Annotated in this window: 11 protein-coding genes and 2 tRNA genes; 9 read left to right on the forward strand and 4 right to left on the reverse strand. The window is 56.9% G+C overall.

Translation table 11 applies throughout. The features are described from left to right. Positions 1 to 3 precede the first annotated feature (3 nt). Positions 4 to 507, reverse strand: coding sequence for a division/cell wall cluster transcriptional repressor MraZ (gene mraZ / locus ACR0AL_RS06425; RefSeq protein ID WP_170348028.1), 504 nt, complete (start codon positions 505 to 507; stop codon positions 4 to 6). 909 nt (positions 508 to 1,416) lie between these two features. Between mraZ and ACR0AL_RS06430 the strand changes: the two genes are divergently transcribed. Beyond that, positions 1,417 to 1,641 (forward strand): DUF1127 domain-containing protein, encoded by a 225-nt coding sequence (locus ACR0AL_RS06430; RefSeq protein WP_170374516.1) that lies wholly within the window; start codon positions 1,417 to 1,419, stop codon positions 1,639 to 1,641. Positions 1,642 to 2,162: 521 nt separating this feature from the next. Here ACR0AL_RS06430 and ACR0AL_RS06435 read toward each other — a convergent pair. Next, positions 2,163 to 4,568, reverse strand: coding sequence for an ATP-dependent helicase (locus ACR0AL_RS06435; protein ID WP_480646115.1), 2,406 nt, complete (start codon positions 4,566 to 4,568; stop codon positions 2,163 to 2,165). 189 nt (positions 4,569 to 4,757) lie between these two features. On the opposite strand from ACR0AL_RS06435, the gene ACR0AL_RS06440 reads away from it, so the two are divergent. The 5 genes from ACR0AL_RS06440 (at position 4,758) to ACR0AL_RS06460 (ending at position 11,763) form a co-directional block, all read left to right on the forward strand. Next, entirely contained in the window at positions 4,758 to 4,925 is a 168-nt protein-coding gene (locus ACR0AL_RS06440) for a hypothetical protein (protein ID WP_480646112.1), read from the forward strand. A gap of 15 nt (positions 4,926 to 4,940) precedes the next feature. Next, complete coding sequence (locus ACR0AL_RS06445; RefSeq protein ID WP_480662548.1) at positions 4,941 to 6,545, forward strand: sensor domain-containing diguanylate cyclase; 1,605 nt, start codon at positions 4,941 to 4,943, stop codon at positions 6,543 to 6,545. 39 nt (positions 6,546 to 6,584) lie between these two features. Then, positions 6,585 to 7,721 carry an alpha-hydroxy acid oxidase gene (locus ACR0AL_RS06450; RefSeq protein ID WP_480662366.1) on the forward strand — a complete coding sequence of 379 codons (1,137 nt, stop codon included), beginning with the start codon at positions 6,585 to 6,587 and terminating at the stop codon, positions 7,719 to 7,721. Positions 7,722 to 7,867: 146 nt separating this feature from the next. Further along, a complete protein-coding gene (locus tag ACR0AL_RS06455) occupies positions 7,868 to 11,305 on the forward strand; it encodes a pyruvate carboxylase (protein ID WP_480662368.1) in 3,438 nt (1,145 codons plus the stop codon). A gap of 74 nt (positions 11,306 to 11,379) precedes the next feature. Next, positions 11,380 to 11,763, forward strand: a complete 384-nt coding sequence (locus ACR0AL_RS06460; protein ID WP_170348022.1) for an MAPEG family protein — start codon at positions 11,380 to 11,382, stop codon at positions 11,761 to 11,763. 16 nt (positions 11,764 to 11,779) lie between these two features. Here the strand turns inward: ACR0AL_RS06460 and ACR0AL_RS06465 are convergent, their stop codons facing one another. Beyond that, the gene (locus tag ACR0AL_RS06465) at positions 11,780 to 11,932 is read right to left on the reverse strand and encodes a hypothetical protein (protein ID WP_480662370.1); all 153 of its coding nucleotides are present in this window, start codon (positions 11,930 to 11,932) and stop codon (positions 11,780 to 11,782) included. Positions 11,933 to 12,080: 148 nt separating this feature from the next. Between ACR0AL_RS06465 and ACR0AL_RS06470 the strand changes: the two genes are divergently transcribed. From ACR0AL_RS06470 to ACR0AL_RS06480, 3 genes are all read left to right on the forward strand, one after another. After that, a tRNA-Gly gene (locus tag ACR0AL_RS06470) sits at positions 12,081 to 12,155 on the forward strand. 34 nt (positions 12,156 to 12,189) lie between these two features. Continuing rightward, positions 12,190 to 12,264: transfer RNA gene (locus ACR0AL_RS06475), tRNA-Gly, on the forward strand. A gap of 85 nt (positions 12,265 to 12,349) precedes the next feature. After that, complete coding sequence (locus ACR0AL_RS06480) at positions 12,350 to 13,216, forward strand: GNAT family N-acetyltransferase (protein ID WP_170348020.1); 867 nt, start codon at positions 12,350 to 12,352, stop codon at positions 13,214 to 13,216. On the opposite strand, the gene ACR0AL_RS06485 is transcribed toward ACR0AL_RS06480, so the two are convergent. Continuing rightward, positions 13,213 to 13,452: an Lrp/AsnC ligand binding domain-containing protein gene (locus ACR0AL_RS06485; RefSeq protein ID WP_058280212.1), complete on the reverse strand. Its 240-nt coding sequence runs from the start codon at positions 13,450 to 13,452 to the stop codon at positions 13,213 to 13,215. The two genes, ACR0AL_RS06480 and ACR0AL_RS06485, sit on opposite strands and share 4 nt — an antisense overlap. Positions 13,453 to 13,495: the final 43 nt, after the last annotated feature.

Genomic DNA, 13,495 nt, shown 5'->3' on the forward strand with positions numbered 1-13,495 from the left:
CCGTCACGCGTCCCCGACGCCATCTAGGAACTCCAGAGGATCGAAATCCTCGGGCTGTTCGTCCAGCCAATCTTCGGCGGCTGCCAGCTCTTCAGACTCATATGTCTCAGGCTTCCAGATCTGGAACGTATCACCCGCGGCAATAAAGAACGCCTCGTTTTCAAGGCCGATCTTGGTGCGCAACTTGGCTGGCAGCACAAGGCGACCCGTCTCATCCACGGTGGTTGGGAAGGACTGACCGTGGAACATGCGCTGCAACATCTTCCGCTGCATCGAACCACGCGGAAGCGCGTCAATCTTGTGATCGACCTCGTCAATCGCCTGCATGGTATAGCATTCAAGGAATTTGCGGCGGTGATCTCCATAGACGATCACCAGTTCGGGGGTATCACCGGGCTGCCAGTTCGGGTCCGAAGCCTCAAGCACACGGCGAAACGAGGCCGGGATCGACACCCTGCCCTTCGTATCCACCTTGTGGTGGCTTTCACCTCTAAACCTGCGCGCCAAGACGACTGTCCCTTTCGCTTGCGCCCCACCCAAAATTCACGTTCCCCCCGGATGAAAAACGGCGGGTTGATCTGCTGCCACTGATCAACCCGCCGCATTGACCCGCTTTGCGGGATGTCCAGCTGCGCGCGCCACCTGGGGGGATGTCTGCTCGCCCGCGCGCCGGATCTCTTGATTGATGAAAGCGAGATGCCTGTATGAAACCTGTTTTTATTGGTTCGGGGTCGTTTGGCGCCCCATGTGCCTCGTCCTCATCGGATAAACAAGGGATGCCATGGGAATTCATGGAAATCAATAGGAAACTTCAATGTACTTAAGCAAGAATCGCAATATAGACGCATGGCAATCAATTGAAAACCACCCGCATTACACCATAATTAGAACTGAAATCGAGGCCAAATACCATATATAGCTAAAAACTTGCACTGAACATCATGTCCCATGAATTCCCAAAAATTCTCCAAATTCTTGAAAATTCAATCACCCAGAGGTCAATCTCACAGCTTCCACCGTACGAATCACCTTCCATTTGCGGCTCCCCATGCAAATCGCGAAGGCATTCCCAGGCGTCGCCCATGATTTCCCATGCACACCGGAACACTCTTTTAGTGAGGCAAGAGGCGCACCTTAATTTAAAGATGCTCAACTTAGAAACATCGCGCTTAAAGAAGCGGCAATTTTTACTAACCAGTAAAATTCGGAAGATTGCCACCGTGGGCAAGGCACTCATAAAACTCCTGTTTTTAAGGCCCAAATGACAACAGCACACCAACACGTTGATATCTATGCATTTGCTGCATAGCAGCATTGACAAGTTCACCTATTGTGCATGTGCAGCATTTCCTTATCTTCATCCTCAAGCAAACGCCGAGACACAGCGGCAAAGACAAAACATATCGGGTAACACAGATGGCTGTAGCAACACATCAGACCGCGCTCAAAGGCGCTCCGGCAACCGGCCTGGCATCACTGATTGAGGCTGCAAAAACCAGATTCGTTCGGTACCGGGTCTACCGCCGGACTGTGAATGAACTGTCCGAACTGTCGAACCGAGAGCTGGCCGACCTGGGCCTGCACCGTTCGATGATCCGCCGCGTGGCAATGCAGGCGGCCGAAGAATACGTCGCGCACTAAGCGCGCACTGACATAACCGAGATCAGGTCCTTCCTCCTCCCTTTAGGATCTGTATTTCAGCGGCGATATCTCTCCTCCTCCCTGATATCGCCGCACCTTATACCGGCCCTGAACGCCGGACACTGACACACCGGGTACTTCTCCTCCCTTTCCCGGTGTTGAAAGCGCGCGGCGACGTCTTCCTCCTCCCTGACGTCGCCGCGACTTACACATACCGGGATCAAACCCGGATTCGGATACATCAGGGCTCTTCTCCTCCCTGCCTTGATGTTGAAAGCCCGCGGCGATACCTCTCCTCCTCCCTGGTGTCGCCGCGACTTACACATACCGGGATCAAACCCGGGTTCGGATACATCGGGGCTCTTCTCCTCCCTGCCCTGATGTTGAAATGAACGGCGGTTCCCCTCCTCCTCCCTGGGAACCGCCGTTTTTCTTTTTTCACAAATGAAACAAGGCGCCGCAGCAATGGCCGGGCGCCCCCAAAAAAACCGAGCATATGCCGTCAGGCACATTCCTATTGATTAAAAGGGTATGTCGTCCTTGGCCGACAGGAACCGCGAGACCACCTTTTTGGTGCCCGCCTTTTCGAAATCCACCTCGACCTTGTCGCCTTCGATGCCGATCACCGCGCCATAGCCGAATTTTTGGTGAAACACGCGCTCGCCCAGGGTGAAGCTGGCGACCGCGGTTGCATCGATCACCGTGTTGCGGGTTTCGCGTGGCTGAGACATCCCGTACTGCCCCTGCCGCGCTTGCATCCGCTTCCAACCGGGCGAGTTATAAACATTTGCCTCAGCCGCGCGGGTTTCAATTCCCGCCGCAGGCTGACCGCCGCCATAAAGCCCCGGAGGTGTCAGCACCTCAACATGATCCTCGGGCAGTTCGTCGATAAACCGCGACGGCATCGAATTTTGCCACTGGCCGAACACGCGTCGATTGGCGGCGAAGGATATCGTACAAACTTCTTCCGCGCGGGTGATGCCCACATAGGCCAGCCGTCGTTCTTCCTCGAGACCCTTAAGGCCGGATTCGTCCATCGACCTTTGCGACGGGAACAACCCGTCTTCCCACCCGGGCAGGAACACGGCGGGAAACTCCAGCCCCTTGGCCGCGTGTAGGGTCATGATCGAAACCTTGGCCCCGTCACCCTCCTGCTCGTTATCCATAACCAGGCTGACATGTTCCAGAAACCCTTGCAGGTTCTCGAAGTTGCCCAACTGGTTCACCAACTCCTTGAGGTTTTCCAGTCGTCCTGGCGCCTCGGGCGTTTTTTCGTTTTGCCAATGTGCGGTATAGCCGGATTCATCCAGAACGATCTGCGCCAGTTCGATATGTGAAACTTCTGGCTCGCCGAACCGCATGGGCGCAGTGCCGTCATCAATCACCGAATCGTCGTCGACCTCGATCCGAGGCCCACGCGTCATCGCATTCCACCGTGCCAGGCCGTCGATCAACTCGCGCAGCGCCTTACCGCCCTTGCCCTTGATCAACCCATTGTCGACTGCAATCCGCGCGCCTTCGACCAGTGACACACCATGCTCGCGCGCTGTCATCTGAATCGTCTGCTGTGCCTTGTCCCCAAGGCCGCGTTTCGGAGTATTCACAATCCGCTCGAACGCCAGATCGTCACCGGGGCTGACCACCAGCCGGAAATAGGCCATGGCATCGCGGATCTCCATCCGCTCATAGAATCTGGGGCCGCCAATCACCTTGTAAGGCAGGCCAATGGTCAGGAACCGGTCCTCAAACGCCCGCATCTGGTGCGAGGCCCGCACCAGAATCGCGATCTCGTCCAGGTTCATCGGCCGCACACCCCGCGTCCCGCCCTGCATCGCGTCAATTTCCTCGCCGATCCAGCGCGCCTCTTCCTCGCCATCCCAATGGCCGATCAGACGCACCTTTTCGCCCTCTTGCGTGTTAGTCCAAAGCTCTTTGCCCAACCGGCTTTCATTGCCCCGAATGACATTCGACGCCGCCGCCAGAATATGCGGGGTCGAGCGGTAGTTCTGTTCCAGCCGGACGACAAAAGCGCCGGGAAAGTCTTTTTCGAACCGCAGGATGTTGCCCACCTCGGCGCCGCGCCAGCCATAGATCGACTGGTCATCATCGCCCACGCAACAGATGTTCTTATGCGCCCCGGCCAGCAACCGCAGCCAGAGGTACTGGGCAACGTTGGCATCCTGATACTCGTCGACGAGAATATAACGGAAGCGTCGCTGGTACTTCTCCAGCACGTCCGGGTGGGTCTGGAAGATCGTGACCATGTGCAAGAGCAGGTCCCCAAAATCCACCGCGTTCAGCTCACGCAGGCGGGTCTGGTACTGGGCGTAAAGTTCGATACCCTTGTTGTTGTAGGCTCCCGCGTCGGCGGCGGGCACTTTGTCCGGCGTCAGGGCTCGGTTTTTCCAATCGTCGATAATCCCGGCCAGCATCCGAGGAGGCCACCGCTTCTCATCTATATTGTTTACCTTAAGCAGCTGCTTAAGTAGGCGCAGTTGATCGTCCGTATCCAGAATGGTGAAGTTTGAATTTAGCTCGACCAGTTCGGCATGGATGCGCAGCAGCTTGGCACTTAGTGAATGAAAAGTCCCCATCCAACGGACTGGCTCTTCCAAATCAAACGGCGTTTTCCTTAGTCGCTCAGCCATCTCACGCGCGGCCTTATTAGTGAAGGTAACTGCAAGTATCTGATAAGATTTGGCGTGATGCTGAGAAATAAGATGTGCCACTCTGGCCATCAGTGTCTTGGTTTTTCCAGTCCCAGCACCCGCAAGGATTAAAACCGGACCTTCAGTTTGCCTTACCGCTTGTTCCTGTGCTGGATTAAGTCCTTTAAAATAATTCCCTCCCCCGTCTCGCGGACGGGCCATAGCACGTTGGGAAAGCGATGCGCCCTCGAAGGCGTCCATTTCGTCGAAACTGCTCATCCTCACAAACTACGCCGGATGCGCGGCAAGGGAAAGGCTTTGTTCACGGCTTGTTCGCTTAAAAAGAAACAAATCCTTAGCTACAGCTCTGAGCAATTCGAACTTTTTTGTCTGCTCCTATGCCGGTCTCGTTAACTCTCTCTCAAACTCTGGCCTCAATGCTGATGTCAGATTGCGGGAGGACGGGATATGAAACTCACGGCTCGGGGGCGGCTTGCCCATCGGGTAAAATGGGCAGGGATAACCGTTTTGTTGATAGCGCTGGCGGCAGTCGCAGGTTGGGGAGTCTATTCTCTTCCGGCACCGGTTGTGGACGGAATGCTGAAAACTGACATATTGAAACAGTCCGAACTGTGAAAACGCCGCGTTGTTCTGCATCTAAAAGATCCCGAAACGGCGCTGCAAACCGGCAAGATCGACCCGCATGATGCCGAATTTCTTTCTTCGATGCCCGAAGCGTCGGATGTGTATCGGTTCAAAATGTTCGACACGGCCGGGCGCGTTGTCTGGTCAACACGTCCCGAGGAAATCGGATCCTACGAAACGCGTGCCTTTTTCCGCAGTGATGTTGCACGCGGAATGACGCATTATATTCAGGAAGCGCTCCCACTGTCTGAGATCGACGGACTCGACCTGCATTCCGAAAGCACGCGTACCGCCCTGCAACATCAGGTGGCTGAGGTGTTCGTTCCGATCACAAAAAACGGACGCTTCATCGGCGCGATTGAGTTTTTTACCGATTTCACCGATCTGCGCACAACATTTATTACCCGACTGAGGGTTTCACTTTCGATCCTTTGCGGCATTGCGCTGTTCGCTTTGGCCAGCGTCTCATTGGTGACATATCGCACCAACCGTCTGCAGTTACGCGCGCTGCAACGGCAATCAGCCAAAGAACGCAACCTGATGGATGAACAACTTAGGTTGGCGCGTGAGGTACGCCTGTTGGGCGAATTGAATGAATGGCTACAGTCGAGCCGATCTCTGGATGAACTGTTCGACATGGTTTCAAGGTTTATGACCCACATCCTGCCTGAGGCAGAGGGCAGCGTGTATGTCTACTCCAACTCGCGCGATGTTCTGGATGGCTGCGCAAGCTGGAACGGGGGCACTCACAAGGCGCATATCCACCCTGAAGGATGCTGGGGTCTGCGTCGCGGTCGCACATACCAATACGGCGCGTCTGAGATTGATTTTGTCTGCGAACATGCCGAACCCCATGATGGCCGCCCCTATTTCTGTTTTCCCATTCTGGCGCATGGCGAAACAGTTGGCCTGCTCCATCTGCGGGCGCATGAAGGCAGCCAAAAAGTGTTTCATTCCAATAGAAAACTGGCCCAACTGTGTGCAGAACAAATCAGCATGGCGATTGCAAACGTGCGGATGCGGGACCAATTGCATGACCAATCGGTCCGTGATCCGCTGACCGGCTTGTTCAATCGTCGGCATATGACCGACACGTTGCGCAAATCCATTAGCCGCAGCCAACAGACAGGCGCACCGCTGAGCCTGATCGCTGTGGATGTGGATCACTTCAAGAAATTCAACGACACCTATGGTCATGATGCGGGCGACATGGTGCTGCGCTCGGTGGGCTCGGCCTTGGAACAGGGCTGTGACCGGGACGAGGTTGCCTGCCGCATCGGAGGTGAGGAATTCATGCTGATCCTGCCCGACAACACCCCCGAAGACGCCATGACCCGGGCCGAACAATTGCGGCAGGCGGTCGAGGCTGTCTCGGTCCGCTATGGTGAGAAATCACTGCCGCGCATCACGATTTCCGTTGGCGTTGCCCATTATCCTGCGCACGGTTCTATGCCGCAGGATTTGATGCGTGCATCAGATGACGCCCTGTATGTGGCCAAAGACAAGGGTCGAAATCAGGTGCAGGTCGCCAATGGCGCTGATCCGGCACAGGGTAATAAAAGCAAGCCCGAGCAACCGACCAAATCGACAACTCAGGCATCAGCGGCCTGAAAACCTTGCAGAATCACTGTGTAGGTCGGATCAATTCGTATGGACCTGTACAGCTCATTCCCCAGCATTGGCGATCTGAAACGCCACGCACGGCGCAAGGTTCCGCATTTCGTCTGGGAATATCTGGATAGCGGTACAGGGTCCGAGGTCACGCTGCACAAAAACAGGGCCGCACTGGATGATGTGGAGTTTTTACCCTCAATCCTGCACGGTCCTATCGAATGTGACACCAGAACACAGTTTTTGGGCCAAGACTTTCCCTTGCCCTTCGGTATTGCGCCGATTGGAATGTCGGGGCTGATCTGGCCGGATGCTGAGAAACTGCTGGCCCTCGCCGGTGCCAAGGCAGGGTTGCCGTATACTTTGTCGACCGTCGCCAGCCAAAGCCCCGAGGATCTGGCTCCTCATCTTGGTCAAAACGCCTGGTTTCAACTTTACCCTCCAAAGGACCCGGACATTCGCGCGGACATGTTAGGTCGCATCAAAGCCGCCGGGTTTTCAACGCTTGTGCTGACAGTTGACGTCCCGGTTGCATCGCGGCGCGAACGGCAGGTGCGATCTGGCCTGACCCATCCACCCAGACTGACGCCACGTTTGCTGGCGCAGATCGCCCAACGCCCGACTTGGGCCTTGGGCATGGCGCGACATGGTATGCCGCGAATGAGGACGCTCGACAAATACATCGATGGCAATAGCGCGCTGTCCCCCACGGCGCATATCGGATACCTGCTGCGCACATCGCCAGATATGGACTATGTCAAATGGTTGCGCGATGCATGGGATGGGCCGTTCGTTGTGAAAGGCGTGATGCGCGCCGAAGACGCGGCTCGCCTGAAACAAGCCGGTGTTGATGCGCTCTGGGTCTCGAATCACGGTGGGCGGCAGTTCGATGGCGCCCCGGCTAGCATTCGCGCGCTTCCCGCCATACGAGCGGCCACAGACTTGCCGCTAATCTTTGACAGTGGCGTTGAAGGCGGGCTTGATGTTCTGCGAGCTTTGGCGCTTGGGGCGGATTTCGTCATGCTGGGGCGGGGTTTTCTTTATGGGTTGGCTGCCCTTGGGTCACGCGGCCCGGCCCATGTCATCGACATTCTGCGACAGGACATGCTGGCGAATATGGGCCAGATGGGTTTGGCAAAGTTGGATCAACTTACGCAGCGTCAACACAGCAATTGATGCTGCAGCGCAGAATTGCTAGTAAGTTTGCGCCACCAAGCGGCGTTTGCGAGCGTTAACATGCCGGTTCTACCCAGAACGACTGATATACGAGCGCGTATTGTCCGCCTATGAATACGGCCAAACCAATAAGACCGGGACCTGATATGACCAACTTCAACAAGATCCTGATCGCCAATCGCGGCGAGATAGCCATTCGCGTGATGCGCGCAGCAAACGAGATGGGCAAACGCACCGTCGCTGTCTTCGCCGAAGAAGATAAGCTGGGCCTGCACCGGTTTAAGGCGGATGAGGCCTATCGCATCGGCGAGGGGATGGGGCCGGTTGCCGCCTATCTGAGCATCGACGAGATCATCCGTGTGGCCAAGGAATGCGGCGCGGACGCGATCCACCCGGGCTATGGCCTGCTGTCCGAGAACCCCGATTTCGTGGATGCCTGCGTTCAGAATGGCATCACCTTCATCGGCCCCAAAGCTGAAACCATGCGCGCGCTTGGTGACAAGGCCAGCGCTCGACGTGTGGCTATCGCGGCGGGCGTACCCGTCATCCCGGCGACCGAGGTTCTGGGCGATGATATGGACGCGATCCGCAAGGAAGCTGCCGAGATCGGTTATCCGCTAATGCTCAAGGCCAGTTGGGGTGGCGGCGGGCGCGGGATGCGCCCGATCGAATCCGAGGACGAGCTGGAAGAAAAGGTTCTGGAAGGCCGCCGTGAGGCCGAGGCTGCGTTCGGCAACGGCGAGGGGTATCTGGAAAAGATGATCACCCGCGCCCGCCATGTCGAGGTGCAAATTCTCGGCGACAAACATGGCGAGATCTATCACCTCTATGAACGCGACTGTTCGGTCCAGCGCCGGAACCAGAAGGTCGTGGAACGCGCCCCTGCCCCGTATCTGTCCGAAGAACAGCGCACGGAAATCTGCGAACTGGGCCGTAAAATCTGCGCCCATGTGAACTATGAATGCGCGGGAACTGTCGAATTCCTGATGGATATGGAAACCGGCAAGTTCTACTTCATCGAAGTGAACCCGCGCGTGCAGGTGGAACACACCGTCACCGAAGAAGTCACCGGAATCGACATCGTGCAGGCGCAGATCCTGATCGCCGAGGGCAAAACCCTGGCCGAGGCCACAGGTGCCGCCAGCCAGGCCGATGTGCATCTGAACGGTCACGCGCTGCAGACCCGGATCACCACCGAAGACCCGCAGAACAACTTCATCCCCGATTACGGCCGCATCACCGCCTATCGCTCGGCCACGGGTATGGGTATCCGTCTGGATGGCGGCACGGCTTATGCGGGTGGCGTGATTACGCGGTACTATGACTCGTTGCTGACAAAGGTGACCGCCAAGGCCCCAACGCCCGACGCGGCGATTGCCCGGATGGACCGGGCCCTGCGCGAGTTCCGTATTCGCGGCGTCAGCACCAATATCGACTTTGTCATCAACCTGCTGAAACACCCGACCTTCCTGTCGAATGAATACACCACCAAATTCATCGACACGACGCCGGACCTGTTCACCTTCAAGCGTCGTCGCGACCGCGGCACCAAGGTTCTGACCTATATCGCGGATATCACCGTGAACGGGCATCCCGAGACCGCAGATCGTCCCGCCCCGCGCGCTGATCTAAAGGAAGCCAAAGCCCCCGCGCCCAAGGCCGAGCCGCAAATGGGCACCCGCAATCTGCTGGAGCAAAAGGGCCCGCAGGCTGTGGCCGATTGGATGAAGGCGCAGCGTCAGCTGCTGATCACCGACACCACTATGCGTGATGGCCACCAGTCGCTGCTGGCCACCCGGATGCGCTCAATCGACATGATCAAGGTGGCACCGACCTATGCGGCCAACCTGCCACAACTGTTCAGCGTCGAATGCTGGGGCGGCGCAACTTTCGATGTGGCCTATCGCTTCTTGCAGGAATGCCCGTGGCAGCGCCTGCGTGACCTGCGCGAAACGATGCCGAACCTGATGACCCAAATGCTGCTGCGCGGGGCGAACGGGGTTGGCTACACCAACTATCCCGACAATGTAGTACAGGAATTCGTACGTCAGGCGTCCAAGAATATCGACGTGTTCCGCGTGTTCGACTCGCTAAACTGGGTCGAGAACATGCGCGTTGCGATGGATGCAGTGGTCGAGAATGGCAAAATCTGCGAAGGCACCGTTTGCTATACCGGTGACATTCTGGACCCGGATCGCTCCAAGTACGACCTGAAATACTATGTCGGCATGGCGAAAGAGTTGCGCGATGCAGGGGCACACGTTCTGGGCCTGAAGGACATGGCAGGTTTGCTGAAACCGGCCTCGGCCAAGATTCTGATCCGGGCGCTGAAAGAAGAGGTCGGGCTACCGATCCACTTCCACACGCACGACACCGCCGGCATCGCCAGCGCCACCATTCTGGCCGCATCCGAGGCCGGTGTGGACGCGGTGGATTGCGCGATGGACAGCTTCAGCGGCAACACCTCGCAGGCAACGCTGGGCACTGTGGTCGAAGCGTTGCGCCATACCGAGCGCGACACCGGGCTGGATATCAAGGCAATCCGGGAGATCAGCGATTACTTCGAGGCAGTGCGCGGCCAGTACGCGGCTTTTGAGTCCAGCCTTCAAGCCCCCGCGTCTGAGGTGTATCTGCACGAAATGCCAGGTGGTCAGTTCACCAATCTCAAGGCACAGGCGCGCAGCCTCGGCCTTGAAGAGCGTTGGCACGAAGTGGCGCAGATGTATGCGGACGTGAACCAGATGTTCGGTGATATCGTGAAAGTAACCCCGTCATCCAAGGTCGTCGGTGACATGGCGCTGATGATGGTCAGTCAGAACATGACACGTGACGATGTGGAAAGCCCGGATTCTGACGTGGCCTTCCCCGACTCGGTCGTCGACATGATGCGTGGCAATCTGGGTCAGCCTCCTGGAGGGTTCCCGGACACCATCATCAAGAAGGTGCTAAAAGACGAGGCCCCGAACACCGACCGCCCGGGCAAGGACGTGCCGGCGGTTGATCTGGAAGCCACCCGCGCCGAGCTGTCCAAGCAATTGGAAGGCAAAGAGGTCGATGACGAGGATCTGAACGGCTACCTGATGTATCCCAAGGTCTTCCTGGACTACATGGGCCGTCACCGCGTCTATGGTCCAGTCCGCACCCTACCCACGCGCACGTTCTTCTATGGCATGGAGCCAGGCGAAGAGATCACTGCCGAGATCGACCCGGGCAAGACACTGGAAATCCGCTGTCAGGCCATCGGCGATACGGATGAAAAGGGCGAGGTCAAAGTCTTCTTCGAACTGAACGGCCAGCCCCGCGTGATCCGGGTACCGAACCGCATGGTCACTTCGACCACGCAGGCGCGGCCCAAGGCCGAGGCGGGCAACCACGACCATGTCGGCGCACCGATGCCAGGTGTTGTGGCCACTGTCGCCGTCACAGCTGGTCAGCAGGTCAAGGAAGGCGACATGCTGCTGACCATCGAAGCGATGAAAATGGAAACCGGCATCCACGCCGAACGCGACGCGACGGTCAAGGCCGTTCACGTGCAGCCCGGAGGCCAGATTGACGCTAAGGACCTGCTGGTCGAACTGGAATAACCGGTTTAGCTTTCTAAATTAACAAGGGCCGCGCGGGGAACCGGGCGGCCTTTTTTACGCCAAGGAGGATCAAGATGCTGTCCGTCACCCCAATCTACGCCGCACTGCTGGCGATTTTGTACGTCGTCTTAAGCGCCAAGGTTATCAGCCAACGTCGCAGCGACAAGATTTCCTACGGGGACGGTGGCAATCAGGACATGCTCAAAGTGATGCGGACGCATTCCAACTTTGTCGAATACACACCCTTTGCCCTGCTGCTGATAGCGATGGTCGAACTGCAAGGCGCGGGTGGGCTGCTGCTGAATCTGCTGGGACTGGCGCTGCTGACTGGACGGGTGATGCATGCCTATGGCTTCGGTCGCAGCCCGCAGATCGTGATTCTGCGCCAGATCGGGATGCTGCTAACCTTCACGGCCATTCTGGTGGCCGCAATTGCAAATCTCGTGCTGGCGCTCTGATCCGGCTGGCGGGGGCTTATCCCGCCAATATCTGCGTCTCAATCAGTGGTGCTTTCATTAGGACCGGCTCAACCTCGACCAGTTTGTCCTCATCTTCCGCACAGAACACGGCCATCAACACGATCAGTGCAGCCAGCAGTGCCATTTTCATATCTGCAACCCGTATCATTTCCTCTCCTCGAACCCTCTTGTTTTATAATGCTCTGTGGTTTGAACGTGCGGCGGCGGGGTTTCCGTCGAAAGATTTTTCCGCCTTTTTGTCTTTTTCTGCTTGCAGGCCCGCGTGGGAATTTATACATCCCTCCTCACTCAACGGCGCGGGCGTAGCTCAGGGGTAGAGCATAACCTTGCCAAGGTTAGGGTCGGGCGTTCGAATCGCCTCGCCCGCTCCATTGAGAGGTCTTCGGACCAACATATGTATCTGATGCGGGCGTAGCTCAGGGGTAGAGCATAACCTTGCCAAGGTTAGGGTCGGGCGTTCGAATCGCCTCGCCCGCTCCAGATACAAACCCATTCAAACACACTGGTTTCTTCGTAAGCGTTGCGCCATTCTGGCCGTGATTTCAATCATGCACGGAATTCGCCAATGTCGGACTATGTCATTCGCCCCCTTACTGCCGCCGAAGTCGAACACGCCGTGGATTGGGCCGGTCGCGAAGGGTGGAATCCGGGCAAACATGATGCCGAGTGCTTTCGCACGACAGACCCGGATGGGTTTCTGGGTGGGTTTCTGAATGGCGAGATGATCGCGTCGGTATCAGCGGTAAATTACGACGAAACCTTCGCATTCCTGGGGTTCTATATCGTCAAACCCGAGTTTCGCCACCATGGCCACGGGCTTGAGATCGCTCAGCATGCGTTGGCCCATTGTACCGGGCGCAATATGGGGCTGGATGGCGTGGTCGAGCAACAGGACAATTACCGCAAGTCCGGCTTTACCTTTGCCTATAACAACTATCGTTTTGCCGGCACGAAAAGTCGGATGTTGGCTAAGCTGGGAACCAGACAGAACGATCAAATCACCGATCTGACCCAAGCATCCGACGCCTTGAAAGACTATGATCGCGAACTGTTTCCCGCGCCACGCGACTTGTTTCTGGGCGACTGGCTGAGTGCCTATAGCCACGTATCGAAAGTCTTTACCGAGAACGGCAGAATCAGAGGGTACGCAACACTTCGCCCCTGCCTCACTGGGTATAAGGTTGGCCCCCTGTTTGCGGATAACTCCGACATCGCAAGGGCTTTGCTGGCCGCAATTCTGACTGCAATCCCTGAGGATCACAATGAGCATGAGGTCTTCGTGGACATGCCTCAACCCAACCCATCAGCGTTCGCGCTGGCCGATGAACTTGGGTTGGACAAGGTGTTCGAAACAGCCCGGATGTATTCAGACTACGAACCAGACATCGATCTGAGCCGCATCTTTGGCGTCACGACCTTTGAGCTTGGTTAAAACGCCTTGAACGTCATCGTGGTCAGCGACCGTTCGATGTTGGGAATCACCAGCAGGTTTTCATTGATGAAATGGCCTACATCTTCGGTCTCGGGGATGTAAAGCTTCAGCAGCAGGTCAAACTCACCGCTGGTCGAATACAGCTCAGAATGGATTTCGCGCAGGGCGATTTCCTCGGCCACCTTGTAGGTAGAGCCGGGTTTGCAGCGAATCTGGATGAAAACGCAAGTGGACATGGGCCGTGCCTTGTTGGTTCAGTTTCCTGCAGGCTGGCATGGG

This window comes from Ruegeria sp. BB1 (genome assembly GCF_056539465.1).